Here is a 26,654-nt window from a genome sequence, read left to right as displayed (position 1 = left end):
AATACGAAACCGATATTACGGATAAGAAAGAATTACAGATTCGTGATGCAATGGGCGATATTCTCAAACAGTTACCTCTCGACCTTAGTAAAAAGGAAGATGCTTTTTCAAAAGATTTACTGCTATTAATGTTAAAGCAATATAACCTGTTTCTGGAATCATTCCAGTTTGCCTGCAAGAATTACAAGGGTAACACGAATGAAGCGGATATTGCAAAGGTAATGGGGTTTGAATCGAATGATGAATATAACGAGATTATGTTTCTCCGGGAGATCACCCATACCGTTAATGCCTTTAATGATATGGCAGATATTGTAAGGCTCTATTCCAAGAAACCGGAAATGGCAGAACAAAGGCTTGAAAATCTTTTATCAGAAGTTTTGTATGAGGATTCCGATTCGGTATAGAACGACAACCGGAGTTATGATACAATGAGCACGAGCGAGTCAGGCTGTTTACAGATTTGACGAGCGGCGAATTGGCTTATGGACTTGTCCATAAGATGCCTACACGCAAGAAGCATTTCATCAGTTCCGATTGTCTGATATCGAAAGGAGACACACGATTATGGCAAAAGGATCTGTAAGAAAAAAAGGAAAGAAATGGTACTACCGCTTCTATGTAGAAGATGCAAGCGGCAATCTGGTTCAGAAAGAATACGCTGGAACAGAAAGCAAGAGTGAAACGGAAAAACTGCTCCGTCAGGCAATGGACGATTACGAAAGCAAGAAATTCATTGCAAAGTCGGAAAATATTACAGTTGGAGAATTACTTGATATATGGGCAGAGGAAGAATTAAAGACCGGTACTCTCAGTAATGGGACAGTCCAGAATTACCTCGGTGCTATTACCAACATCAAGAAGCATCCAATTTCAGAGAGAAAGTTGAAAAATGTAACATCTGAGCATTTACAAGCCTTCTTCGATCTGCTTTCCTTTGGTGGCACTTATCCAGATGGTTCAGAAAGAAAAGCTTATAGCAAAGATTACATTCGTTCTTTCTCGGCAGTATTACAGCAGTCATTCCGATTTGCAGTATCACCAAAGCAATATATCACTTTCAATCCGATGCAGTATATTAAGCTGAAATACCAGACGGATGAGGTTGACCTGTTTTCTGATGATGACATGGATAGCGATATACAGCCAATTCCACGAGAGGATTATGAAAGACTGATTGAATTTCTACAGGATTACAATCCACCGGCAATACTTCCAATCCAGATAGCTTATTATGCAGGACTTCGTATCGGTGAAGCCTGTGGTCTGGCATGGCAGGATGTAAATCTTGAAGAACAGTGCCTTACAATCAGACGCAGTATCCGATATGATGGTTCAAGGCACAAGAATATCATCGGACCAACCAAACGAAAAAAGGTAAGGATTGTTGATTTTGGAGATACGCTGGCAGAGATTCTTCGCAATGCCCGAAAGGAACAGCTTAAAAACCGAATGCAGTACGGAGAACTTTACCACAAAAACTACTACAGAGAAGTAAAAGACAAAAACAGAGTTTACTATGAGTTCTATCATCTGGACGGAACAGAGAATGTTCCAGAGGATTATAAGGAAATATCCTTTGTCTGCTTAAGACCGGATGGAAGTCTGGAACTGCCAAGCACGTTAGGAATTGTTTGCAGGAAGATTGCTCAGAAACTGGATGGATTTGAAGGATTTCATTTTCACCAGCTGCGACACACCTACACAAGCAACCTTCTGGCAAATGGAGCAGCACCAAAGGATGTGCAGGAACTGTTAGGGCACTCAGATGTCAGTACCACCATGAATGTCTATGCACACTCTACAAGAAAAGCCAAGCGGGAATCTGCAAGGTTACTTGATAAAGTGGCAGGCAATGACTAAATAAAACTTTCCCTTATTTCCCTTACAATTATCTCATAAGGGCAAAAATAAGGGAAAATACATATCATTTCACTAATGAATGGGCTGAAAAGCCTGTAAAATAGGGAAAGTTAGAAAGATATTTCGGCAAACTTGAATTTATCGTCTTGTTCCATTCTTATCAAAATTCTTTTTTAATGCTATTTCTGTTGGGAGAATAGACCCAATTAAAGGAATAAGTTGAACACCACAGATAATTCCTCCTATACTCCCAACACAATCTTCATTTTTTCCAATCACTAAAAGCATGAATATTACTGTTATCGGCAACATAACCATTCCACAGACATACCAGACTTTACCACAATATTTATGAGCAAATTCCCATGTGTCTTTGTTCTTCATAGACATCGAAGTTCGATATCCAAATACCGAATTTATTTCCTTTGGAGCCTTTTTCATAAAATATCTTCCAAAACCAATCATCGTAAATGGAAGAAGTAAATCCATTATCAACATAAAAATCCAAAAACCCATTGTAAACCTCCTTAATGCACAAATTTCGATTTGTTAAGTTTACTTCAGTTTCCATCTTCTTGCCCTACGGACAAGAAACGCCTCGCGCTTAAAGCACGATCATCACCTATTTCCCTTTATAGCATTCTATCACGCATTCAATTTCCACACAACTATCTATTCAAGGTTGGATAGATACAGGTTAAATGGCATATCCCCGGAATCGAAACAAGATATGTTTGAATATCCTTCCTGCTTTACAAATTCTTCTATTATATTTTTTTTAATGGATATTAAGGAACCTGTTTCAATATACTTATATCTTCCATCTGCAACAAGATATTTAATTGCCTGTCTGGCCTTTGGAAGCAGTTGAACTTCATCAAAAATAATCACAGAAATCCCCGTTCATGTAAATATATTTTACACGCAAATCCCTGTTCATATAATCACATTTCATACGCAAATTCCCATAAATGCATTTATCATCCATAATAAATTCTTTTTATGATTCCAACTTGTTCCTCATAAATTTTCCGTTATCAATTTTTGTATTTCCGGTGTTACTAATCTCGTCGAATCCGTCTCATTCATATAAGCAGCGTATGTATTAACATTTGCTTCTAAACGAAATTCAATAAGCTGATCAATATCCGTCTCATTATCCTCTAAACAAGTAGTAATACACTCTTGGTCTTTTACTAAGTAATCAATAGTAACATTGAATAACTTGCTAATTTGAATAAGGTTGCTACTATCAGGATATGCTTGTCCAGACTCCCACTTCGCTACAGCCTGTCTGGATACATATAATTTTCCTGCAAGCGCCTCCTGAGTAAAACCTTTATTCTTACAAATTAATTAAAGTTTTTGTGAAAGGAGGTTATTTACTTTGTTGAGCAAATTTTTCCTCTGTAACCAATGTTGTCCACTTGCCGAATGCCTGCGAATCCACGCTTGGAACATAGCCGAGATTCTTATAGCCTAATTTCTTAAGCAATTCGATACTGGCTATATTTTCACATTCTGTAAAACTGATAAACTCCCATTCTGGAGCAATCTTATGAAGATGCTCATGCAAAACGGTCAGAGCCTCAAAAGCATATCCCTGTCGATGATATTTATAAGAAAACGTATATCCTAAGGAAATTGTATTATCCTTTGGCTTAACAACTATTTCACCAATCATTTCGTTTGTTTCTTTTAGAGCTACTGCAATCATACAAGGCGAATCTATTGATATTTCATCATTTTTTCTATGTTCAATTATATTTAGAATTTCTCCAAAGTCTTTTGTCTGCCCTCTCTGATATCGAGCACATATTTCATTATTTCTATAATCAAACATTACATGTACATCATTTTGCGATACATTGCGTAGATGTAGTCTTTTAGTGTCAATAGAAATCATCTATCTTTTCCTCCATAATTTAAGATTTCACCGACTCTTCCCTCATTTGTGGTATGGTTCCCCGTTCATGATCCGATACGCCCGGTAGATCTGTTCCAACAAGATCACGCGCATCAACTGATGCGGAAACGTCATTTTAGAAAAGCTAATCTTCTCCTGCGCTAACGATAAGATCTCAGGAGCAAGTCCAATCGAACCACCAATGATCAACTGCAAATGGCTTTCCCCTTTCAGTCCCAAATCATGGACATGTGCAGAAAAGTCCTCGGAGGAATATTGCTTACCGTCTATGGCAAGTGCTATCGTATAAGCATTGTCTTTTATGTATTTTTTGAGCCGCTCTGCCTCCTTGGCGCGTATGAGTTCTTCTTCATGCGCACTGGCATGGTCCGGTGTTTTTTCATCCGCCACTTCGATGATCTCCAGCTTGCAATAACGACTCAATCTCTTGCTGTACTCTTCGACCGCTCCCCGAAAAAATTTTTCTTTGATCTTTCCAACGGTTAATATCGTAATTTTCATTGATGTGTTTTCTCCTCAATCGCTAAACTAATGCAAAGAGCCTGATCGATCTTTTGCAATATGTCCTGATCCAAATGACAAACCTTTTCTCGAAGCCTTGATTTATCAATGGTTCGGATCTGCTCCAAAAGAATAACAGAGTCTTTACTAATATCATATTTTTTCATGTCCAACGATATATGCGTTGGAAGTTTTGCTTTGTTCATGCGGGATGTAATAGCTGCACAAATGACCGTTGGGCTGTGTCGATTTCCCATGTCATTCTGTATAATAAGTACCGGTCTGACCCCGCCTTGTTCCGAACCCACTACCGGTCGTAAATCTGCAAAAAATATGTCTCCACGTTTAATAACCAAAACGTTCACGCTCCATTCCTAAAATTTTTTGTGGCTTATTTCCTATCTTTACCAGTTTTTTGAAAAGTATTCGTAAACGTTTTCTTTTGTTGCTATTAATCGTCCCATCTTCACAAAAAGCAAGAACAGACGCTCTCTTAATATTCCGGATAATAATCTTTGGTCTCTACTGCTTTACCGTTTTGATAGAATACCCTAGGAACTCGTCGTCCGACATCGCAGACAAATTCATAATTGAAAGAACCGGCAAGCTCTGAGACTTCTTCTACTGACAAGATTTCTCCCTCCTGCTCTCCAAAAAGCATACATTCGTCACCTTCCGCTGTTCCCGGAATATCAGTGACATCCACCATAAACTGATCCATACAGATGCGTCCCAAGATTGGTGCTCTCTGTCCGTGAATAAGGACACATCCCCTCCCCGACAAAGAGCGGGCATAACCATCTGCATATCCAACCGGAATCGTTGCAACCATCGTTGGTTTCGTGGTCGTATACGTTCCACCATATCCAATCTCGATACCTGCTTCCAGCTCTTTGACATAGGAAACATAGGTCTTCCACTGCATAGCCGGTTCAAGCGGCAGCCGCTCCTTATTCACTTCTTCCGAAGGATATAATCCATATAGACAGATTCCATCTCGAACCATATCTTCATTCACTTTAGGCATTTCCATAATACCGGCACTGTTTGAAATATGTTTTACCGGGATTTTCACCCCTGCCTGTTCCATTTTATGGACAAATGTTTCATAGCGCGAAAATTGTTGTTCCGCTTTTGTCTTATCTTTTTCATCCATGCGTGCAAAATGTGAAAAGCAGCCCTCTATCTCGATCCCCGGGAGCTGATTTATCTTGCATATCGTCTGCAGACTCTCCTCGGTCAAAGCAAACCCGATGCGGCTCATCCCCGTGTCCAGACTGATATGTATTTTTGCCTTTTTTCCTAGTTGAACCGCTGCATCTGACATTTTCTTTGCCATGTCATACTGAAATACGGCGGTCGCAATGTCATATTCGATCATACTCGGATATAGCGGTGCCGGCGTAAAACCAAGGATTAGGATCGGCTTAGTGATCCCTGCCTGACGAAGCTCAATTCCTTCTTCCAAAATTGCAACGCCATAAGCATCTGCAATGGGATCTAATACTTTAGCGACGGGTATTGCACCATGACCATATGCATCAGCCTTAACGATCGCCATAAACTTTGTACCCGGCTTAGTAAGTTTCTTTGCATTTTCTGCATTTTTATAAATAGCATCCAAGTCTATATCTGCCTGCACGCGATAATATGTTTTCATGAGTTGCCTCCAATCTTCGGTATCATTTCTAATATGTCTCTCGCCAGCATACAATGCGGCGGTGCACTCTCGCAATACTGCTCCGCTGTTAATCCATGCATATACACTGCCAGCGTAGCTGCCGTTCTCTGTGTGCATCCTTGTGCCAATAATCCGCCGATCATTCCACTTAGCACATCTCCGGATCCACCTGTAGATAAGGCGCTGTTGCCCGATAAATTAATATAGAGCCAATCACCATCACTGACCAGTGTTCTCGCATCTTTGAGCACAATTGTCGCTCCCGCCTGCTGTCCCATAACTGCCGATGTCATATCGTCCGCAATCTCCTGAACACTCTTCCCGGATAAACGACTCATTTCCCGCAAATGTGGAGTCAGAACATACTGTCTGCCAAGTGTAGAATACAATCCCTTTTTGGCTAAAAGATTTAACCCATCTGCATCAATTACAACCGGCAGCTCAGGCAGTTTCTTTGCTTCCTGCAGCACCAGATCCAGCAATCTCTCCGCTCCGGCTTCCTGCCCCAATCCCGGACCGATCACGACCGCTGCTGCTTTATGTATCGCTGCGGTAATGTCTGCTTCCTGCTCCCCCGTCACATTTTCCGACCAGCCGGTAACAATAGCTTCCGGCAATTTTATACGGATGACCTCTGCATTTTCCTGCGCTGTCACAATATGCACCAGTCCACACCCCATACGATAGGCTGCCTCACCGGAAAGATAACAGGCTCCGCTCATATCCTTGGATCCGGCAATGACAACAACACGTCCATAACTTCCTTTGTTTGAACGTTTCTTTCGATTTGGAAAATATACTGAAAGGTCTTCTTTGGTATACGTAAACGTCTGTGACTGCTTCATCACTCTCTCTGTTACCATTTCCGGAAATCCAATATCCGTTACCACTACCTGTCCCGCATACTCCGTTCCCGGATATAATACCAGCCCACGTTTATTATGTCCAAAAGTTACTGTTATCGTTGCTTTTACAGCTGTTCCTAATACCGCACCGGTATCCGCACTAATGCCGGATGGAATGTCCACAGCCAAAACATCTGCAGCACTTCGATTGATCGCGTTAATATAATCGGCAATCACACCCGTTACATCTCTCGATAATCCAATGCCAAAGATTGCATCCACGATAATACTATATTCTGAAAAACTAGTCTCTGTGAATGTCGTTTTCCCAGTAAGGTTGTCCCAAAAGACGGACACACCAAGATGTCTTGCAATGGAGATCTGCTGTTTCATCTCTTCTGAGCAACGTTCTTCCTGTCCCAAAACAAGGACACTGACAATATAACCGGCATCCTGCAGCATACGCGCAGCAGCCACACCATCTCCACCGTTATTGCCTGTCCCGCATACAACCAGTATACAGTCTTGTTTTTTATCCGCCTGTGCCATAATACAACTCGCCACAGACATCGCTGCCTTTTCCATCAAAACCATAGATGGAATTCCGATTTCCTGTATGGAGCAACGATCGATTTCTCTTGCCTGACTACCATTTACGATATATTCCATTCTAATCTTGCTTTCCTTTCTCGATTATCTACCGCTTGAAATTGCCGTTGCATACGCAATCGCCATTTCTTCCGTATCTGCAATAGATAATAGGATTTGGTCAATTCCCAGATCTAATGCTTTCTCTTTAGCCCTGCCAAACAGCGTCACAGTCGGTCTTCCACTCGGATCACGCAATATATTGATCTCTATCGGTGAAATTCCCGTAAATCCCGTACCCATCGCTTTCACGACAGCTTCTTTTGCAGCAAAGGTCGTTGCCGCACGAGCTTCTTTGTGAGCAATAAGCTGCTGCTCCTCTTCCGTGAAATGACGTTTTCGAAAACTTTCTTTGCTGTATGCAGCCAGCACCCGGCTGATCTCTATCATGTCAACGCCAATGCCAACAATCTCACTCATTGTTTCCTCCAGCATCCAAATGATTTTCTTCCATGTTACCACGCCATACTCTGTGATCCCGGTCAAATATTTCTACGACGTCCGGTCCCAACAGATTATGCATATATTTATATACTTCCGTGTTACGCATCTCCATATCCTGTTTATGGAGGATTGTATTCTTGAGCTGTTCTCTAAGGGCAGTGATCTCCGCCTCTGCCTGCTCGATCCGCTCTGTATTGTCAGATAGCTCTGTATAACATACCTGCATGCAGGCAATCAATAATTCATGATTTTTTGCTGCTATTTCTGCAGGAAATTGAAACTTATCTTCTTTTGCTTTGGCGATCTTATCATTGATTTCTTCGATCAACTGCTTATTCTTTTCTTGTTTGCGCACACGGATCGGGCTGTCAAACTCATGACCATCTGTCATATTATCAATAACATTCTGCATCAATACCTTCTTTGCCTTTTTGTAATCCAACAGATCATTGGCAGTCTGCCCCTGCTTTTCGATCAAACGGTTTAGTTCTTTTTCCAAGCGCTTAATCTCTCTTGTTTTGCGAAAATCCGGAAACAACGCATGCCATTTTGCATCTAACGTCAGCAATGGAATCTTCTTACCCTGCAATGCCTGCATATATCGTAAGGCTCGCTCTGCGTCTTCTGCCTGCGCCTTGCGTCTGCGTCTTCGATCTGCCATAATCTTCCCCCATTTCTGCGCTTGTAAAAAAGCAAAGCAAACGCTTTGCTTTGCAAGAATTGCTAAAGCAATTCTTGGTGGCATATCACCACACTACGAGCATTGTCTTATAAACTAAATAACGCCAAATTATCTGCTCTTTATTATAAAACTGCCTATCCAATAAGTCAAACTTGCCACCCCAATTTATTTCCTGTATAATTAAGTTAGATACTTTTGCTCAGATACGAGCATCAATACGAAAATAAGAAAGGTTAGGTATTCATTCATGACATTAGAATGTGCAAAGCAAAAATTACAGCAGTACGGTCAGGAACATCTTCTGAAATATTTTGACACATTATCTGAGACACAAAAAGAAGCTTTATTACAGCAAATTGAAGAAACTGATTTTTCAGTACTGAATAAGATTGGCAGCAACGAAGAAGAATCTTCTACCGGTACGATCACACCGATCCGTGCACTCAGACTGCAGGAAATCCATGCAAACGAGGACAAATACCGTGAAACCGGTCTGTCAGCGATCCGCTCCGGCAAAGTCGGTGCTGTTTTATTGGCTGGCGGCATGGGTACACGTCTCGGCTCTGATAATCCAAAGGGAATGTATGATATTGGCGTCACCAAGCCAATGTATATCTTTGAACGTCTTATCTGCAATCTGATGGATGTTGTTCGGGAAAGTGGTGAGTTTATCCATTTATTTGTAATGACCAGCGATAAAAACCATACAGCGACAACGACATTTTTTAAGGAACAGAACTTCTTTGGTTACAAAGAAGATTATATTCATTTCTTTAAGCAGGATATGGCACCTGCTGCTACGTATGATGGAAAGATCTTTTTGGAAGAGCCTTACAAATTAGCCACCTCTCCAAACGGCAACGGCGGCTGGTTCTCTTCCCTCAAAAATGCCGGATTATTAGATCTGATCCATGAAAATGGTATTGAATGGCTCAATGTATTTGCAGTGGATAACGTATTACAGCGCATTGCTGACCCATGTTTTGTCGGTGCAACGATCACAGAAAACCGCAGCGTTGGTGCTAAGGTAGTCTGCAAAAATCATCCGGATGAAAAAGTTGGCGTTATGTGCTTAAAAGACAATCATCCATCTATCGTTGAATATTATGAATTGACACCGGAACTTCGTGATGCTGTCGATGAAAACGGCGAGCCTGCATATAACTTTGGTGTCATCCTCAATTATTTGTTCAAGGAGTCTGAATTGGAAGATATTTGCGAAAATACGCTTCCGCTCCATATTGTCGAGAAAAAGATTCCATATATTGATGATGCCGGAACATTGATCAAACCGGAAGAACCAAACGGTTACAAATTCGAGACGTTGATCTTGGATATGATCCAGATGATGGACACCTGTCTTCCATTTGAGGTAGAGCGCGACAAAGAGTTTGCTCCGATCAAAAATAAGACCGGTATTGATTCTGTGGAATCAGCCCGTGCTCTATTAGCAAAAAATGGTGTTACTCTGTAATGCGATTCCATATATCGAATCATTGATCAAAAGAGCAAAACGCAACATAACAGCAATTTCCTATTCCTAAAAAAGATTCGACAGGATGTAAAGACATCCTGTCGAATCTTTTTCTGCACATATCGTAACTCAACAAATCGAGTCATTCTATTATCACATAATCATAATATAACAAATAATCACTAATTGCAATCCTTTTATTCGTCTAAAAATGTATCTGAATAGTATTTATCTGCCAAATATTCCAAAAAGGCAACTTCTTCATTTGGAAATTCATGAAGAAGACTCTGACGGATATGAGAAGTGATCGCAAGATCGTTTTCCATCTCTGTAACGCTGTCATCCGTCCATTTTTCGATAAATGCATCCGTAATGTTCTCAGAAAGCCATTGGGTGATTTTCTCCGTCTTTTCCTGCTCTTGCGGGATTAACAGTTTCATCTTAGATGCTTGGCACAATTCACAATTCCTAACAGTACAAATCCGGCAAATAAAGCACAGATCACGATAAATACAAATGTGTTGTACTTGATCGGGATAATGTCCAGTTTGCATAATGCCAAATACACTGCTCCTAATATTCCAAATACGATAAATGTAATGCCTGAATATTTTGTATCCTTATAAGCATCTTCTTTTGTCTCGTAATTGCCTTCACTGGCATAAAGCAGATCTTCCGGATTTTCATCAATATCTTCCTCTGACACAAGCTGCTCTGCCTCTTCAAATTCTTTTTCCGTCTCTTTGTACGGCGTCTGGTCGGCCTCATCCTCTTCATCATCCCAATCGTATTCCCGATTTTCGTTGTCTTCTTCGGATTGTGCTGCCACAGATTCTTCGTCTGCATTCTGTGCAGATTCTTCTGTTGGCTGTGCCACCTGTTTCGGCGCAATCTTTTCTTCTTCCTCTTCTTCCATTGCTAATAAAAAGCCACGGTATAATTTCTCTGCCTTTTTTTCCATCTTGGTAGGCACGGTGATGGAATAAGTTCCATCCTCATTTTCCTCCTGCTGCGCATCTGCAATCCCAGAATACTCTAAATATTCTAAAAATTTTGCTGCCGTCTTCTCTTCCTTAAACGTACTAAGATCAATACGGTCAAAATCTTCTGCGCTTCCTTCTACTAACGGTGTTCCACAATCAGCACATACTGTAATGCCATCGCGGTATTCCGTCTTACATTTTGGACACCACATAACGTTTCCTCCTAAGTTTTATAATCTACGCTTTTCTCGCGAATAAGAACCAATGGATCACTTTGAATCATAGGTTAATCTGTCCGCTCTATCCAGTATACCAATATATCCCACAAATTACAATTTTTTCACAAACTCTTCACAATATCCGATGCAGCTGTTTTATGCTGCAATACTATGACCAGCCCACTCTCTGCCCATAGTTATAACCGGGCACCCTTCAGATTGGTCTGCGCGGTCTTTTTATCGTGTTCCATCTGCGCACGCAATGCCTCAATGGAATCGAATTTCTGCTCTGCACGTTGAAATTCTAATAAATCGACACGCACTGTTTTTCCATAAATATTTTGATCGAAATCAAATAAAAAGCTTTCCAAACTGATCGCTTTGCCTCCAACCGTTGGTTTTTTACCAAGATTAGAAACGGCACCAAAACGTCTTCCACCAACGGTAACGACAGAAGTATACACACCTAATGGAGGAAGCACCTTTTCCGGTGGAGGTAATATATTGATCGTTGGCATCTGAATTGTCCGCCCCAGCGCTTGTCCATGTTTTACCGTACCCAAATAGAAAAAATTTCTACCGAGCAGCTTTGACGCTTCCTGCATTTGCCCTAAACGGATCAATTCGCGTATTCTGGTGCTGCTGATCACACCCTGTTCATCCTTCCGCTTTGGAAATACCCGCAGTGCACATCCATGTTTTTTACAAGCTCTCTCAAGCATTGCTACATCACCCGCACGTTTACAGCCAAACCGATAGTCTTCCCCCACACAGATCAACCTTGCGTCCAAAGAATCCCATAACATATTTTGTATGAAACTTTCCGGTGACATTATTTTCGTCTGGTCATTAAACGGAAATAATATTTCCCGCTCAATCCCCATCTGCTCTAACAAATATTGTTTTTCCGCTTCCGAATAGAGCAAACTTTCCGGCTCAGTCTTCATCCCTTCAAACGTAAATACTGTTGGGACCAGATCTTCTTGCTTTATAATCTCATTCATCAACAATTGATGTCCTAAATGAATTCCATCAAATTTACCAAGAGATACGGCACTCTTTTTTTGATGAAATGTAACTCCTCTAAGTATCTCCATACTCGACCTCATTCCTACCTGTATATATTTTTGCTGTATAATGCCCTACGCCATAACAAATATCTTATTCAAACTTCGCACATCCGAAGCTGCCACCTGGTCACATATTGCTTATTATGTCGATAGTTTAATTATATTTTGCAGCCACCATATTGTGGGTTCTGCCATGAAGAAACTATAGCAATTGCCTTGCCGCAATTAGTTTTCACAGTGATTTCTAGATTTTGTTGTCTCTGATTTATGATTTACATAATAAGCAATATGTGACAACATGGTAATTATTGATGTGCGAAGTTTGAGTATCTTATAAGTACATCTTCTAAAACATCTTTACAACACGATAATAGTTACCACGTAGTTCATATATAGCACGAAATTCGCCATTTTCATTATATACAAGTACGCGACTCTTATTCTGATATTTTTTTACTTCATTGAATGACTTCAATTTGCCAATCGTGATCGGATTCCCATTGCGGAGCATTTTAGCAGCCTCTTCATCTGCCACCTGCATTTTTGGATACTGTGTAAACAGCTGGTCTACCGGCAATACAAAACTGCGATCTTCTTGTTGAATTCGCTCCTCGATCTGTGCTAAAGTAAGCGCCTGATCAACCTCAAATATCGACACCTTTGTTCGAAGTAACTGATCCATTGCTGCGCCTACACCAAGCTTTTCGCCAATATCATGGCATAATGTACGGATATAGGTTCCTTTTGAGCAGGTAACATCCATCGTAAAGCTGCCATTTTCCAAATCTATGTCCTTGATATCAATTGCATAAATTGTGACCGGTCTTGGTTTCCGCTCAATTTCCTTTCCCTCGCGTGCCAGTTCGTATAACTTCCTGCCACCTACTTTGATCGCCGAATACATTGGTGGAATCTGCATGATATCGCCCACAAAGGATTGTATCGTATCAGACAACTCATCCTGTGTTACGCCGGATATATCCTTTGTTTGTAAAACTGTTCCTGTCGTATCCTGCGTGTCTGTTATAACTCCAAGTTTACATACTGCCCGATAACTTTTTTCTTTATCGGTAAGCAGTTCACACACCTTGGTCGCCTTGCCACAGCATACCGGAAGGACTCCCGTCGCTGCCGGATCCAATGTTCCTGTATGGCCGATCTTTTTTTGATGTAAAATGCCACGCAGCTTAGCCACTACGTCATGCGAAGTAAACCCGGCTTCTTTATATACATTTATAATTCCGTTGACTTCTTCTGCCATTGTTTGTAACTCCTTCCCACAGACGTAAGGCTGGTAGAAATGCCCCTTGCACTCACTACCAGCCCATTCCATTTATGCGTATTGGAAACGCATATATTATTCTTCTGTTTCTGATGTATGATGTGTCAACTCATCAATACGCTTCGACATATTTACACCATACTCAATCGAATCGTCAATGACAAAGTGAAGTTCCGGTGTATTGCGCAGGTTCAAGGATTTTGCCAATTGAGATCGAATATGTGAGGAAGCACTTGCAAGTCCCTCTCGTGTATTTTCACGATCCATCTCATCACCCAAAACGCTGACATACACCTTGGCAAATTTAAGATCCGGTGTAACTTCCACAGACACAACTGATGTCATCGGATGAATCCGTGGATCTTTGATCTCTCGGGAAATGATACGGCTAAGTTCTCGCTGTACCTCTCCATTTATTCTCGAATATTTTATACTGTTTTTTTTCATGTTTACCTCCATACTTCCAACTGCTTGTAATGAAGAAACCAGCCGGTGTCACATTACAAGACAGTTTGCATTTGCTGAATGGTTACGATCAAGTACGAGGAACTTCTACCATGATGTAGGCTTCAATCTGATCTTCTACCTGAATACCGTTAAAGTCTTCAAATACCAGACCACATTCATAACCGGCAGCTACTTCTTTTACATCATCCTTAAATCTCTTCAAAGATGCCAGTTTACCGTCGAAGATCTGCTCGCCCTCACGGGTAATACGAACCTTGCAGTCGCGAACAATCTTACCATCCAGTACATAGGAACCGGCGATGATACCAACACCGGATGCCTTGAACGTCTGACGAACTTCTGCGTGACCGGTTACTCTCTCTTCGTATTCCGGATCGAGCATACCCTTCATGGCAGCCTCTACATCTTCAATCGCATTGTAAATAACTTTATACAGACGAAGATCAACTTTCTCACGGTCTGCAATTTCTTTTGCAGTATTATCCGGTCTTACGTTGAAACCGATGATGATCGCATTCGATGCACTTGCAAGCGATACATCAGACTCGTTGATCGCACCAACACCACCATGAATGATGCGTACGGCAACCTCATCGTTGCTAAGCTTAACCAAACTCTGTTTTACTGCTTCTACAGAACCCTGTACATCCGCCTTAACAATGATATTTAATTCTTTGATATTACCTGCCTGGATCTGTGAGAACAGACCATCCAAAGTAAGTTTAGACTTCGTATCATCTAACAGTTTTTCACGGCTCTGATTAATATAAGTCTCGGCAATATTTCTTGCTTCTTTATCATTCTCGGTTGCCATAAAGATCTCTCCTGCATCCGGTACGGCATGCAGACCAAGAATCTCTACCGGTGTAGATGGTGTTGCCTCTTTTACGCGCTGACCCTTGTCATCCATCATAGCACGGATCTTACCGTAAGCAGCACCGATCGCAATGTTATCACCTACATGGAGTGTACCTTTCTGTACCAATACGGTTGCAACAGGTCCTCTTCCTTTATCAAGCTGTGCCTCAATAACAACACCACGTGCTTTACGATTTGGATTGGCTTTGTATTCATTCACTTCTGCAGTAAGAAGGATCATTTCTAAAAGCTGATCGATACCTTCCTTAGTATGTGCAGATACAGGAACAAAAATAGTATCTCCACCCCAGTCTTCTGCAACTAATTCATATTCTACCAATTCCTGTTTAACACGCTCTACATTAGCACTTGGTTTATCAATCTTATTCACTGCAACAATGATCTCCACGCCTGCTGCTTTCGCATGACTGATTGCCTCCACAGTCTGTGGCATAACACCATCATCTGCTGCGACTACGAGAATTGCAATATCGGTAGACTGTGCACCACGCATACGCATGGAAGTAAATGCCTCATGACCAGGTGTATCTAAGAATGTGATCTTCTCGCCATTTAACTCAGTAACATATGCACCGATATGCTGTGTAATTCCACCTGCCTCGCGCGAAGTAACATGTGTCTCGCGGATTGCATCCAACAGAGACGTTTTACCATGATCGACATGACCCATTACACAGACAACCGGAGGACGTTTCACCATTAAGGATTCATCTTCTTCATCCTCTTTGAGAAGCTCTGCAACAAGATCGACCTTCTCTTCCATCTCAGCGATACAGTTATACTCTAATGCAATCTCCTCTGCCTCTTCATAGGACAGCTCATGATTCATCGTAACAACATTACCCTTCATAAACTGTGCTTTGATCAATGTAGCCGGTGGAATCTTAATAATGTCTGCTAACTCTTTGACAGTCATCTTCTCCGGCAGTGTGATCGTTCTGATTCCATCTTCCGGCTCAGCAGGCTTTACAACCGGCTCCGGCTTGATAAATGCACCCTTACGGTTTGGATCTTTCTTCTTGCGTGCATTTTTGTTCTGGAACATATCGTCTTCATAATCATCACGATTTCTTTCCTTACCATAGCGCTGTTTTGCACTTCTGGAATCTTTATTGGCACGCTGCTGACGGGACTGCTTTACCTCTGGCTTCATTGTGTCCATTGGCTGTGCACTGCGTCCGCCACCAAAACCATTGCGATTGTTGCTACCACGATTATTATTCTGGCCATCTCTACGATTATTGTTGTCTCTACGATCGTTTCCACGGAAACCACCATCTCTACGGTCATTTCCGCGATTACCATTCTGACCATCTCTGCGGTTATTATCTCTTCGGTCATTTCCGCGGAATCCACCATCTCTTCGGTCATTTCCACGGTTACCGTTCTGACCATCTCTACGGTTATTATCTCTTCGGTCGTTTCCGCGATTTTGACCATCTCTACGATCACCACCACGGTTGCCATCTCTACGATCGCCGCCACGATTCTGTCCATCTTTACGGTTATTATCTCTACGATCATTTCCGCGTCTGTCATCTTTGCGATCATTTCCATGATTATTATTCTGTCCGTTTTTACGTTCCTGATCATGTGCTTTTGATGCTTTGTCCTCTGTTTTAACAGGCTCTTTTGTTTGTGCACTGTTATCTTCCTTGGTTTCTGCCGCAGCAACAGGTTTCGTTTCCTCAGTCTTCTTTACAGACTCTTCCGGCTTTTTCTCTACTTTATCTTTCTCAGAAACAGTCACTGATTCCTCTTTCTTCGTAGTTTCTTTCTTCGTAGTTTCTTCCTTCTTCGTTTCTTCTACTTTTTTCTCTTCTTCCTGTGCCTTTTTCTTTTCCTGATTCTTCTTCACATTAGATTCACGCTTCACAGGAACAGTATACGCCGGCTCCTCTTCTTTCTTAGGTTCCGGTTTGCCATTAAAGTGCTTCAGCAAAAAAGCGATCGCTGCATCTTCAATGCTGCTCTGTGGTGCCTTTACATCAAAATTATTTTCCTGCAAAAGCTTCACCAAATCTTTTCCCTTAATATCCGGATATCTTTCCTGTAAACTTCTTGCGAATTCATATATCTTCATTTTAGCCATATACTTACATGCCTCCTAGTCCATTTTCTTCATAATTGCTTGTGCTAATCCCTCATCATTAACTGCCAAAGATGCTCGAAATTCTTTTCCGATCGAATGTCCTAATACATCTTTGATGCCAAACTCATACATTGGGACTTCATAAAACTCACACATGTTGCGAAACTTCTTCTTCGTGTTGTCGGATGCATCTGTCGCGACAATAACCAATGCAGCCATCCCCGTTTTTACGGAGTTTTCTGTCATAAACTCACCGCTGGCAACTTTTCCGGCTTTTGCTGCCAGACCCAACATACGAAGGGCCGGATCAATCTGCATGATTCATCATCTCCTTTTCAAGTTGTTGATACACGTCTTCTGGAATTGTCATATTCAATGCCCGGTCAATTGCTTTTTTCTTTCTCGCCTTTGAAAGACAAGAGATCGAATCACAAAGATAGGCACCTCTTCCATTTTTCTTACCGGTAACATCTAATACAATCTCTTCATCCGGAGTCCGAATAATGCGTATCAAGTCCTTTTTCTCTTTCTTTTCGCCACATCCCATACATTGACGCATTGGGACTTTTTTAGGGCGAACACCTTTTGTTACTGCCAAATACCGACATCTCCCTTCACGAATAGTTTCGTTTTCACCTGCAATTACTTGTTAATCTTATTCGCACTTAATATCAATCTTGTATCCGGTCAATTTCGCTGCAAGACGGGCATTCTGTCCCTCTTTACCAATTGCCAGTGAAAGCTGATTTTCAGGTACGATCACTCGTGCTGTCTTTTCATACTCATCAATGCTGACATCCATAACCACCGCCGGACTAAGTGCATTTTCAATAAATATCTCCGGCATATCGCTCCAATTTACTATATCAATCTTCTCGCCTCGAAGCTCATTTACGATTGCATTAACACGACTTCCGTTCATACCTACACAAGCACCTACCGCATCTACATTAGGATCAACGGTGCTTACGGCAATCTTTGTACGAGATCCGGCCTCACGTGCAATGCTCTCAATCGTAACGATACCGTCCTGTATCTCTGTAACTTCTTCCTCGAACAGTCTCTTTACAAATTCCGGATGGGAACGTGAAACAGTAATTCGTGGTCCCTTTGGTGTATCCTTAACTTCTACGACATACAGCTTAATATGTTCTGTTGGTCGGAAATGCTCACCGCGAACCTGCTCACTCTCCATTAAGATGGCATCAACTCTGCCAAGATTAATGCAGACATTTTTGCCACTGTAACGCTGGACAATACCTGTGATCACTTCACGTTCTTTTTCCAAATACTGTACATACAACACTTTGCGTTCTTCCTCACGGATTTTCTGCACTACAACCTGTTTTGCTTTCTGTGCGGCAATACGACCAAAATTCTTTGGTGTTACCTCGGTGCTGACTTTCTCACCAACCTCAACATCATCACGGAAACGCAGTTTTGCTTCAGTAATTCCAATCTGAAGTGCATCGTCTTCTATCATGTCGTCTTCTACCACTTCATAGTCGGCAAACACTTTTACTTCGCCAGTCTCTCTGTCGATGTTGACACGTATATTTTCTGATTTACCAAACTGATTTTTGCACGCAGCCAATAAGGAGTTTTCAATCGCTTCCAAAATGATATCTTTGCTGATCTGTTTCTCCTTCTCGATCGCATTTAATGCTTCAATAAGCTCTGTGCGATCTGCCTTTGTACTCTTTGTTTTTCTTGCAGCCATTGCTCTTTCCTCCAAATCTAAAAATCAATCGTTAAGTTTACTTTGGAAACTTCGGACCGGTTCACCACATATTCCGGTGCGAAATCCGTTTGTATCGTTATCGTATCCGTCGTAAACGCTAAAAGCGTTCCCGTCAGATCCTTCACAGTGACTTCCTTGCCATTTTTCCCTCCGGGTATTTTCTGCCCTTTGTAAAAATGTAAGTCAATATCTTCTCCAATGCTTCTCTTGAAGTCCTTTTCCTTCTTGAGCTGTCTTCCCAACCCCGGGGAGCTAACCTCCAAAATGTAGGCATCCTCAATGAAATCATCCGCATCCATCATATCACTCCAGGCGCGGTTGACGAGTTCACAATCGTCCAGAGTAATTCCACCCTCTTTGTCTACGTAAGCACGCAGATACCAATTTCCGGCTTCCTTGACATACTCTACATCCACTAATTCAAATCCATGTTCTTCCATTAAAGGAGTAAGCATCTGCTCTGCCTTAGCTTCATATTCTTCCCTTCTTGTCAAAAACATAACCTCTTTTCTTCAAAATGAAAGAGTGGACTTTTTCGCAGTCCACTCTTCATTAACATCTATTACAAAGCATATTCTAACACTCTGCCGTCAAAAAAGCAAGAGTTTTTCGCTGTTTTTTCGCATATTTCGGGCATTTCATGCCTTTTTTTCGTATTTTGACCAATTATTGTTCTCCCACACAGGTGATTCTAGTCTCATATCCAGCCAAAAAAAGCTTTTCTTCCATTTCCCTGGCTCTTTCCTTATCCGCAAAAGCACCATGGCAGACAATAAAATAACTTCCCTGTGGTTCAATATAGCAGGATATGCCATCTTCCTGTAGATTCGCAGCTAATGTCTCTGCATTTTTCTTATGTCGAAACATTCCCATTTCGATACGGTACACGACCGCTTCGTTCGCCGTCACATCTGCTCCCTGCACAGTCTGCATAATACCATTTGCTATCGCCTGCGCCATTTCCGGAAATTTCAGATCAAAGATCTGATTATCCTGATCGGTATTAATAAATCCAACCTCTACTAATGCGGCCGGCATCCTAGTCCCCCGAAGGACAGCTAGATTTGGTCTTTCTTCTGTCCCTAGATTTGCAAATCCGATCCTTGCAAGCTCGTTGTTGATGTTTTGCGCAAATACTGCCGGTATTCCGCTGTCCCGATAGACCAACGTTTCTACTCCGGAATATGTGTTTGGATCCGGGCTGGAATTACGATGAATGGAAATAAAGTAATCCGCATCACTGCGATTCGCAATCCCCGCTTTTTCATTTGGACTCTGATAAACATCGGTAGTACGTGTGTATAACACATCGACACCATTATTTTCTAATATCGTTCCAACTGCCAGCACAAGACTTAGTGTATCGTTTTTTTTCGTATCGATCTCCATAAACAGCTCCGCTGTCATATCCCCCATGACCGGCATCTAACATTACTGTAGCCATCTACTTTCCTCCATTATTTTCACGCATGACTTACGCTATTGTATGCCGCCTGTATTTCATTTAGAACTTCTCGGTTGAAACCCCGCCCCTTTTCCCGTATAATAAAAAGATGGTCACGCATTGTTTTATCAATGCCGTGAACAAATTATGGAAATGGAGACGAATCATATGTCGGAAGAATTAACAAACGAAATCAAAAAAAGAAGAACATTTGCAATCATTTCCCACCCGGATGCCGGTAAAACCACATTGACTGAAAAGTTTCTGCTTTATGGTGGTGCGATCAATACAGCCGGCTCTGTCAAAGGAAAAGCAAATTCCAAATATGCAGTGTCAGACTGGATGGAAATCGAAAAAGAACGTGGTATTTCTGTTACCTCTTCGGTATTGCAATTTAATTATGATGATTTTTGCATCAACATCCTGGATACACCGGGACATCAGGACTTCTCAGAGGATACGTATCGTACCTTGATGGCTGCAGATTCCGCAGTCATGGTCATTGATGCTTCCAAAGGTGTCGAAGCTCAGACGATCAAATTGTTTAAGGTTTGCGTTATGCGCCATATTCCAATCTTTACGTTTATCAATAAAATGGACCGAGAGGCGAGGGATTCCTTCGAATTGCTGGATGATATCGAGTCCGTACTCGGCATCCGCACCTGTCCGGTAAACTGGCCAATTGGATCCGGAAAACGTTTTAAGGGCATTTATGACCGCCGTGCCAAAACCGTCCGCACTTTTGAATCAGTATCTACCGGTGGTGCAAAATCGGCTGCAGAGACAGATTATGACATCAACGATCCTGCACTCAAAGAGCTGGCAACCGAAGAACTCTACGATCAACTGATCGACGAGATCGAACTGTTAGACGGTGCGAGTGATCCATTGGATCTGGAACAGGTTCAAAAAGGTGAATTATCACCGGTATTTTTTGGCTCTGCACTGACTACCTTTGGAGTTGAAACCTTTTTGAAATACTTTTTGGAAATGACAACTTCTCCACTGCCTAGAATGTCTAACAAAGGCGAAATCGATCCACTGACCAATGATTTCTCAGCCTTTGTATTTAAGATTCAGGCCAACATGAATAAAGCACACCGTGACCGTATTGCTTTCCTCCGTATCTGCTCCGGTAAGTTTCAGGCAGACAAGGAGTATATCACGTACAGAGCGGTCGTAAGCTGCGTTTATCACAGCCACAGCAGATCATGGCTCAAGATCGCCAGGTTATCAGCGAAGCCTATGCCGGTGATGTGATCGGTGTCTTTGATCCAGGACTGTTTTCTATTGGTGATACGATCACAATGCCTGGCAGCAAATTTGAGTATGAAGGGATCCGACCTTTGCTCCTGAACATTTTGCACGTGTTATCCAGCTTAATTCGATGAAACGTAAACAGTTTGTCAAAGGAATCACACAGATTGCACAGGAAGGTGCTATTCAGATCTTTCAGGAATACACCGCCGGAATGTCGGAGATCATTGTCGGTGTTGTCGGTGTATTGCAATTTGATGTACTGAAATATCGATTAGAAAATGAATATGGCTGTGAAATCCGCTTAGAATCACTTCCTTACGGATTTATTCGCTGGGTTGGAGATCCAACTACCGATGTAACAAAATTAAAACGAATGAATAACGTCAAAGCAGTTAAAGATATGAAAGGAAATCCTCTCTTGCTCTTTGTCAACGACTGGATGATCCGCATGGTATTAGAAGATAATGAGGGCTTAGAGTTATTAGAATTCAAGAAAAACTAATACAAATGCCGAAGAACGCAAAATCCCTTTCAAAAAAGTTTATAGCAAATTAAAAGAACCTGTATTCTTACAGGTTCTTTTAACGGGTTGAGCTGTTTTACAAAAAACATAGCAGTCTGTAGGGGAATCGAACCCCTGTTTTCGCCGTGAGAGGGCGACGTCTTAGCCGCTTGACCAACAGACCTCATTGTGCGCATCTCATTGACGCGCCAACAAAAAATACTATACAACATATTCCAACAAAATGCAAGCATTTTTTTTATTTTTTTAATTTTTTTGATCAGAATCAGTATTCGAACTCTCAAAAACCTCATGATTTGGGCATTCTCCGACCATTTGAATCGCACGGTATACACATGCTGTAATCTCCGCATCCGACTGCGTGGTCAAGGAATCAAATTTATGTAACACCGCTCCTGCATTGGTTGTCACATACCGCGTTGGCAAATGGTTCAAAGAATAACAAGCTATATCCAATCTGCACCGATCGCACATACAATAATTTGTCTGTGGCCATAAGCTGTCAATTTTTTCCAACACAGTGTCTTCCATAAGATTTTTTAACATTTGCATCGAATTACTGCCCCCAATCTTTAGTATCCAAAATACGCATCAACGCCATTTGCCATTCCAACTGCCATTTTCTTTTGGAAACTTTTATTCTGCAGTTTTCGATCCTCAGACGGATTACTTAAAAATCCACACTCAATTAAAGTAACTGGAATTTTGCTCCAATTGGTTCCCGTTAGATCATCTCTTCCACTACAACCTCTTTTCTTGATTCCCGTCTTTTTGCAATAAGCATTTAATAATTTCTTAGATAAACGCTTTGAAGATCGACTCAGCCTTGATACATAAGGATTTCTAGCCGATGGATAAAAAATACTGGCACCTTTTACTCCTCTGGAACCACTACTGTCCCCATGTATACGAATATAAATATCTGCACCACTCTTATTAGCAAGCATTGCTCGTTTTTTGTTACTGATATTTACATTATTTTTGGTACGAACCATATATACCTCATAGCCGCGTTTCTTCAATTCTTTTTGAAGACGTTTGGCTACAGACAATGTAAATTTATACTCCGGAACTCTGCTTGCAACACCGGTTGCACCACCTGCAACGCGTGCTTTTCTTACAGAAGAACCAGGTCCTACCGGTTCTTTACGAGAATCACCACGAGACTGATGTCCGGCATCTAATGCAATTTTCTTTTTACCGGCAATATGGAGTTTTCGTTTGATCTTCTGACCTTGATAACTGCCACGATAGTTGCGTTACCAATCTTTTTGCCTGTCACGACTCCATTGTGATCAACAGATGCATAAGCATTAGCCGAAGCAAGATCTGCTGTTGCAGCATTTTTGCCTGCGACAGACCACTGAACCTTGGACGCCTCTACATTCACAGTAAGTGCGACACGTTTCTTAACCTTTACTTTTGTTATCGCACTATTCCATTTCAGTGTATCCTTTGCATCGGCTTTCACACCATTCTCATATAGCGTACTGCCCGCACCGGAAACCATCAAAACAGCCGCCATTATTACAGCTAACGCCTTAATCCTTCTTTTCATAATCTCTCATCCCTTCTGTTTGAACGATCTAAACTTGTATTATCGAAATGTACCAAACTTATCGAATGGATATATACGCAAAACTGCACGTCCTCGATATTTTTTCGTTTGACTTTACCCACCTCTTCATAACGGCTGTCCCGACTGATCTCACGATTATCACCAAGCACAAAGTATTCATCATCACCAAGCTTGATCGGCTTCTCTGCTATTCCTGCATAATCAATTGGATCTTTGCCGTAATTCTCCTTTAATGGTTTGCCATCAATATATATTGTGGATCCTTTAATCTGTACCGTCTCTCCGGGCAAACCGATCACTCGTTTAATATAATAAGCATCATTGTCTCTGCCATACGGATAAAATACAATAACATCAAATCTTTTAGGTTCTCCGAAACGATAAGAAACCTTTTCTGCTAATAAATTTTCTCCATCTTTGAGCGTATTCATCATCGACTTACCATCAACAATCGTTCGCTGAATAACATATCTTGGAACAAACACACCACAAACTATAATGATCGCCGCATATAAACACAATTCAGCTATAATGCCACGAATCTTTTTCTTTTTGGAGACTTCATCCTGTGCATCCTCTGTATCTTTATCAGATTCCTCTGTATTTTTTGCAGCCTGTTTTTCATCCTCTACAGCATCATAGTCCTCTAGGGCATCTGCCTGCTCCAATTCCGGAGTATCATCCTCATATACCTCTTCGCTATCAATTTCCTTGCTCATGACAACCTCACTTCCCTCATCCGTATTTTATATTATTCTTCCTCGGCGGACATCTCATCTGCAGTATCTGCTGCTTCCGCTTCTACATCATCTTCTTCATCCAAAGAAAAGACCATCTCATCCATTTCCTCTGCCTCTTTCTTTTTAGCTTCTCTGCGTGCATTGGCAGCAGCAGCTTCTTCTTCGCTCAAAATATGAATCTTAGATGAATTCAACTCATCAATGGCCACAGACAATGGCTTTGGACAAGACGGATGACTCATTGCCGGAACGCCATCAATCAACTGACGAGCTCGTTTTGATGTTGCTAACACAATAGAATAACGGCTATTTACAACCGGAGCCTCTCCGCTTTCAACCTCGCTATTTACCAACTGCATTAAATCTGTGTAAGATGGATGTAACATAATAAAAATCCCCTTTCTATCTTGCATATCATATCTATTGAAATCTCACTATTGAGATTGCAAACATTTCCATTGAAGCATTTATAACACTTCCGTTTACAGTATAACAAATTATGCCTTATTTGCAAATTCACCCTTCATCTTGGCAATTTGTCCCTGTTGATTTACGCATTTCCAATGAAGTGCCTGAATCAGGCCATGAATCTGTTCTACACATACATCAAGATCATCATTGATCACAATATAATCATATTGATCCATATATGCGCATTCCTGTGCTGCTCTGGCAAGCCGCTTTTCAATCACATCCTGCGTTTCTGTACCGCGTCCCTCCAAACGTTCGCGCAGCACTTTCGCATCAGGCGGTGTAATAAAGATCAGGGACACTTCCGGAAAACGTTCTTTTACCTTCAATGCACCCTGCATTTCTATCTCCAATATTACATCAATTCCCTGTTCCAGTTTCTGCATAACATAATCTTTGGGTGTTCCATAATAATTATCTACATAAGAAGCATATTCGATCAACGCACCATCAGCGATCATCTGCTCAAACTCTTCTTTTGTTTTGAAAAAATAATGAACCCCATCCTGCTCACCGGCACGCGGATCCCTCGTCGTTGCTGAAATGGATACCGCATATCCATAACGATCCACTAATTCACGAACAATGGTACCTTTACCTGCGCCCGAAAAACCAGAAATCACAGTAAGTATTCCTTTTTTAGTCATCTTCTTTTCCTCCTGCACTCGGATTATCTGTTACACGATTTTCAATTGTCTCCGGCTGCAACGCCGATAATACAATATGACCGCTATCCATGACTAACACGCACTTAGTCTTACGGCCACAAGTGGCATCTACTGCCATTCCTCCATCCCTGGCAACCTGAACCATCCTTTTTACAGGTGCTGCATCAGCACGGACAATGCTGATGACTTTGTCCATATTTACTACATTTCCAAAACCTATGTTAATTAACATACAAATCCTTCTTTATTATCCATGTCGCACAATATCACTCGATATTTTGAATCTGCTCACGGATCTTCTCAATCTCGGTCTTCAAGTTGATTGCAATACCGGAAAGCTCCTTATCATTCGCTTTAGAAAGAATCGTATTTGCCTCACGATTCATTTCCTGCGCAATAAAGTCAAGCTTTCGACCAATAGCCTCCTGCATATCCAGTGTTTCACTCATTGCATCAATATGACTGCGTAGTCTTACCGTCTCCTCATCTACACATACTTTATCCGCATAGACGATGAGCTCCGTTGCCAAAATTCCTTCATCAATCTTGCGATCACCCAACAGCTCCTGTACTTTCTCCAGTAATTTCTGTCGATGTTCCTGTAGCATCTGTGGTGAGCGCTCTTCAACCTGAGCAACTAATGTGAGCAAATACGCCAGCTTTCCTTTGATATCCTGATATAACTGTTCACCTTCCCGCTCTCTCGATGCAATAAACTGTTCGCCTGCCTTTTGCAAAGTCTGCGTCACTATTGGAAATACCGACTCCAGATCATTGCTCTCTTCTTCCAAGCTAATGACATCTGCAAATCCAAGGAGTCTTTCTGCAGACAGGGAATTATGCAATTCAAACTCTTCAGCTACCTGTGCCGCAACTTTCACATACTCTTTGGCAATCTGCGGATGATAGTGAACGTGCGTTCCTTTGCCTGCGTAATCCTCATAACTTACATATACATCTACCTTGCCACGCTCAGCAATTTCTTTCATCATCATACGAAGCGTATTTTCTATCTCGTTAAATTTCTTAGGCAGCTTAATATTCAGATCGCAATATCGATGATTGACCGATTTGATCTCTACTGCAATGCGGTATTCATCTGTAACAGTCTCATACCGCCCAAATCCTGTCATACTCTTAATCATGTTACTCTCCATTTCTGTAGACACCT

30 protein-coding genes, 1 tRNA gene and 2 pseudogenes are annotated in these 26,654 nt (G+C 41.5%); 4 read left to right on the top strand and 29 right to left on the bottom strand.

Translation table 11 applies throughout. From position 1 onward, the window contains the following. Together DW981_RS05685 and DW981_RS05680 are read left to right on the top strand one after the other, a co-directional pair. Positions 1–407, top strand: a pseudogene (locus DW981_RS05685) (transcriptional regulator); the annotation flags it as partial. Between the two features lie 160 nt (positions 408–567). After that, positions 568–1,863 carry a tyrosine-type recombinase/integrase gene (locus DW981_RS05680; protein ID WP_118507052.1) on the top strand — a complete coding sequence of 432 codons (1,296 nt, stop codon included), beginning with the start codon at positions 568–570 and terminating at the stop codon, positions 1,861–1,863. Positions 1,864–2,001: 138 nt separating this feature from the next. On the opposite strand, the gene DW981_RS05675 is transcribed toward DW981_RS05680, so the two are convergent. The 9 genes from DW981_RS05675 to DW981_RS05630 form a co-directional block, all read right to left on the bottom strand. Further along, entirely contained in the window at positions 2,002–2,379 is a 378-nt protein-coding gene (locus DW981_RS05675; protein WP_003864540.1) for an SdpI family protein, read from the bottom strand. A 156-nt stretch (positions 2,380–2,535) separates the two neighbouring features. After that, on the bottom strand, positions 2,536–2,754 hold the full coding sequence (locus tag DW981_RS16115; RefSeq protein WP_347474511.1) for an AAA family ATPase: 219 nt from the start codon (positions 2,752–2,754) through the stop codon (positions 2,536–2,538). A 487-nt stretch (positions 2,755–3,241) separates the two neighbouring features. Beyond that, a complete protein-coding gene (locus tag DW981_RS05660; RefSeq protein WP_118507051.1) occupies positions 3,242–3,769 on the bottom strand; it encodes a GNAT family N-acetyltransferase in 528 nt (175 codons plus the stop codon). Positions 3,770–3,811: 42 nt separating this feature from the next. Then, a complete protein-coding gene (rlmH, locus tag DW981_RS05655; protein ID WP_022024930.1) occupies positions 3,812–4,291 on the bottom strand; it encodes a 23S rRNA (pseudouridine(1915)-N(3))-methyltransferase RlmH in 480 nt (159 codons plus the stop codon). Beyond that, a complete protein-coding gene (locus tag DW981_RS05650) occupies positions 4,288–4,647 on the bottom strand; it encodes a type II toxin-antitoxin system PemK/MazF family toxin (protein ID WP_118507059.1) in 360 nt (119 codons plus the stop codon). The genes rlmH and DW981_RS05650 overlap by 4 nt, the downstream gene beginning before the upstream one ends. A gap of 137 nt (positions 4,648–4,784) precedes the next feature. Continuing rightward, positions 4,785–5,951, bottom strand: coding sequence for an alanine racemase (alr, locus tag DW981_RS05645; RefSeq protein ID WP_118507050.1), 1,167 nt, complete (start codon positions 5,949–5,951; stop codon positions 4,785–4,787). Then, positions 5,948–7,486 (bottom strand): NAD(P)H-hydrate dehydratase, encoded by a 1,539-nt coding sequence (locus tag DW981_RS05640; RefSeq protein WP_118507049.1) that lies wholly within the window; start codon positions 7,484–7,486, stop codon positions 5,948–5,950. The genes alr and DW981_RS05640 overlap by 4 nt, the downstream gene beginning before the upstream one ends. Before the next feature lie 24 nt (positions 7,487–7,510). After that, positions 7,511–7,885 (bottom strand): holo-ACP synthase, encoded by a 375-nt coding sequence (gene acpS / locus DW981_RS05635; RefSeq protein ID WP_182434149.1) that lies wholly within the window; start codon positions 7,883–7,885, stop codon positions 7,511–7,513. After that, positions 7,878–8,570 carry a hypothetical protein gene (locus DW981_RS05630; RefSeq protein ID WP_022024925.1) on the bottom strand — a complete coding sequence of 231 codons (693 nt, stop codon included), beginning with the start codon at positions 8,568–8,570 and terminating at the stop codon, positions 7,878–7,880. The genes acpS and DW981_RS05630 overlap by 8 nt, the downstream gene beginning before the upstream one ends. A gap of 268 nt (positions 8,571–8,838) precedes the next feature. Between DW981_RS05630 and DW981_RS05625 the strand changes: the two genes are divergently transcribed. After that, positions 8,839–10,065 carry a UDPGP type 1 family protein gene (locus tag DW981_RS05625; protein WP_118507047.1) on the top strand — a complete coding sequence of 409 codons (1,227 nt, stop codon included), beginning with the start codon at positions 8,839–8,841 and terminating at the stop codon, positions 10,063–10,065. A gap of 197 nt (positions 10,066–10,262) precedes the next feature. Here DW981_RS05625 and DW981_RS05620 read toward each other — a convergent pair whose 3' ends face one another. From DW981_RS05620 to DW981_RS05570, 11 genes are all read right to left on the bottom strand, one after another. After that, the gene (locus tag DW981_RS05620) at positions 10,263–10,505 is read right to left on the bottom strand and encodes a hypothetical protein (RefSeq protein ID WP_118507046.1); all 243 of its coding nucleotides are present in this window, start codon (positions 10,503–10,505) and stop codon (positions 10,263–10,265) included. Continuing rightward, positions 10,502–11,260: a hypothetical protein gene (locus DW981_RS05615; RefSeq protein ID WP_118507045.1), complete on the bottom strand. Its 759-nt coding sequence runs from the start codon at positions 11,258–11,260 to the stop codon at positions 10,502–10,504. Before DW981_RS05615 ends, DW981_RS05620 begins: the two co-directional genes overlap by 4 nt. Positions 11,261–11,463: 203 nt before the next feature. Beyond that, the gene (locus DW981_RS05610) at positions 11,464–12,363 is read right to left on the bottom strand and encodes a bifunctional riboflavin kinase/FAD synthetase (RefSeq protein WP_182434148.1); all 900 of its coding nucleotides are present in this window, start codon (positions 12,361–12,363) and stop codon (positions 11,464–11,466) included. Positions 12,364–12,682: 319 nt separating this feature from the next. After that, positions 12,683–13,597, bottom strand: a complete 915-nt coding sequence (gene truB / locus DW981_RS05605) for a tRNA pseudouridine(55) synthase TruB (protein WP_022025169.1) — start codon at positions 13,595–13,597, stop codon at positions 12,683–12,685. A 96-nt stretch (positions 13,598–13,693) separates the two neighbouring features. Further along, positions 13,694–14,065, bottom strand: a complete 372-nt coding sequence (gene rbfA / locus DW981_RS05600) for a 30S ribosome-binding factor RbfA (protein ID WP_022025168.1) — start codon at positions 14,063–14,065, stop codon at positions 13,694–13,696. A gap of 88 nt (positions 14,066–14,153) precedes the next feature. Then, positions 14,154–17,057 (bottom strand): translation initiation factor IF-2, encoded by a 2,904-nt coding sequence (gene infB / locus DW981_RS05595; protein WP_118507043.1) that lies wholly within the window; start codon positions 17,055–17,057, stop codon positions 14,154–14,156. Between the two features lie 15 nt (positions 17,058–17,072). Further along, entirely contained in the window at positions 17,073–17,375 is a 303-nt protein-coding gene (locus tag DW981_RS05590) for a ribosomal L7Ae/L30e/S12e/Gadd45 family protein (protein WP_022025166.1), read from the bottom strand. Next, entirely contained in the window at positions 17,365–17,655 is a 291-nt protein-coding gene (locus DW981_RS05585) for a YlxR family protein (RefSeq protein WP_022025165.1), read from the bottom strand. The genes DW981_RS05590 and DW981_RS05585 overlap by 11 nt, the downstream gene beginning before the upstream one ends. Positions 17,656–17,712: 57 nt before the next feature. Then, complete coding sequence (nusA, locus tag DW981_RS05580; protein WP_022025164.1) at positions 17,713–18,777, bottom strand: transcription termination factor NusA; 1,065 nt, start codon at positions 18,775–18,777, stop codon at positions 17,713–17,715. A gap of 17 nt (positions 18,778–18,794) precedes the next feature. Then, positions 18,795–19,292, bottom strand: a complete 498-nt coding sequence (rimP, locus tag DW981_RS05575; protein WP_118507057.1) for a ribosome maturation factor RimP — start codon at positions 19,290–19,292, stop codon at positions 18,795–18,797. Positions 19,293–19,464: 172 nt separating this feature from the next. After that, positions 19,465–20,214, bottom strand: a complete 750-nt coding sequence (locus DW981_RS05570; protein WP_347474510.1) for an N-acetylmuramoyl-L-alanine amidase — start codon at positions 20,212–20,214, stop codon at positions 19,465–19,467. 181 nt (positions 20,215–20,395) lie between these two features. Here DW981_RS05570 and DW981_RS05565 point away from each other — a divergent pair. Next, positions 20,396–22,004 (top strand): annotated as a pseudogene (locus tag DW981_RS05565) (peptide chain release factor 3). A 112-nt stretch (positions 22,005–22,116) separates the two neighbouring features. Here the strand turns inward: DW981_RS05565 and DW981_RS05560 are convergent. The 9 genes from DW981_RS05560 to DW981_RS05520 form a co-directional block, all read right to left on the bottom strand. Then, positions 22,117–22,188, bottom strand: a tRNA-Glu gene (locus tag DW981_RS05560). Between the two features lie 83 nt (positions 22,189–22,271). After that, complete coding sequence (locus DW981_RS05555) at positions 22,272–22,577, bottom strand: late competence development ComFB family protein (protein ID WP_118507042.1); 306 nt, start codon at positions 22,575–22,577, stop codon at positions 22,272–22,274. Between the two features lie 20 nt (positions 22,578–22,597). Next, positions 22,598–23,215 (bottom strand): N-acetylmuramoyl-L-alanine amidase, encoded by a 618-nt coding sequence (locus tag DW981_RS05550; protein WP_243034664.1) that lies wholly within the window; start codon positions 23,213–23,215, stop codon positions 22,598–22,600. Further along, positions 23,206–23,583, bottom strand: coding sequence for a hypothetical protein (locus tag DW981_RS05545; protein ID WP_147352612.1), 378 nt, complete (start codon positions 23,581–23,583; stop codon positions 23,206–23,208). The genes DW981_RS05550 and DW981_RS05545 overlap by 10 nt, the downstream gene beginning before the upstream one ends. Continuing rightward, a complete protein-coding gene (gene lepB / locus DW981_RS05540) occupies positions 23,580–24,323 on the bottom strand; it encodes a signal peptidase I (protein WP_243034663.1) in 744 nt (247 codons plus the stop codon). The genes DW981_RS05545 and lepB overlap by 4 nt, the downstream gene beginning before the upstream one ends. 32 nt (positions 24,324–24,355) lie before the next feature. Next, the gene (locus DW981_RS05535; RefSeq protein WP_022025157.1) at positions 24,356–24,730 is read right to left on the bottom strand and encodes a DNA-directed RNA polymerase subunit omega; all 375 of its coding nucleotides are present in this window, start codon (positions 24,728–24,730) and stop codon (positions 24,356–24,358) included. Positions 24,731–24,841: 111 nt separating this feature from the next. Further along, positions 24,842–25,462, bottom strand: a complete 621-nt coding sequence (gene gmk / locus DW981_RS05530) for a guanylate kinase (RefSeq protein WP_118507039.1) — start codon at positions 25,460–25,462, stop codon at positions 24,842–24,844. After that, complete coding sequence (locus DW981_RS05525) at positions 25,455–25,715, bottom strand: DUF370 domain-containing protein (RefSeq protein ID WP_022025155.1); 261 nt, start codon at positions 25,713–25,715, stop codon at positions 25,455–25,457. The genes gmk and DW981_RS05525 overlap by 8 nt, the downstream gene beginning before the upstream one ends. Positions 25,716–25,749: 34 nt before the next feature. Further along, positions 25,750–26,628, bottom strand: coding sequence for a YicC/YloC family endoribonuclease (locus tag DW981_RS05520; RefSeq protein ID WP_022025154.1), 879 nt, complete (start codon positions 26,626–26,628; stop codon positions 25,750–25,752). Positions 26,629–26,654: the final 26 nt, after the last annotated feature.

It is taken from the genome of Clostridium sp. AM49-4BH (assembly GCF_003478335.1).
In the GTDB taxonomy this organism is placed as follows: Bacteria; Bacillota; Clostridia; order Lachnospirales; family Lachnospiraceae; genus Butyribacter.
Note: the sequence above shows the minus strand (reverse complement) of the source record. Positions and strands in the feature narration are given on the sequence as shown.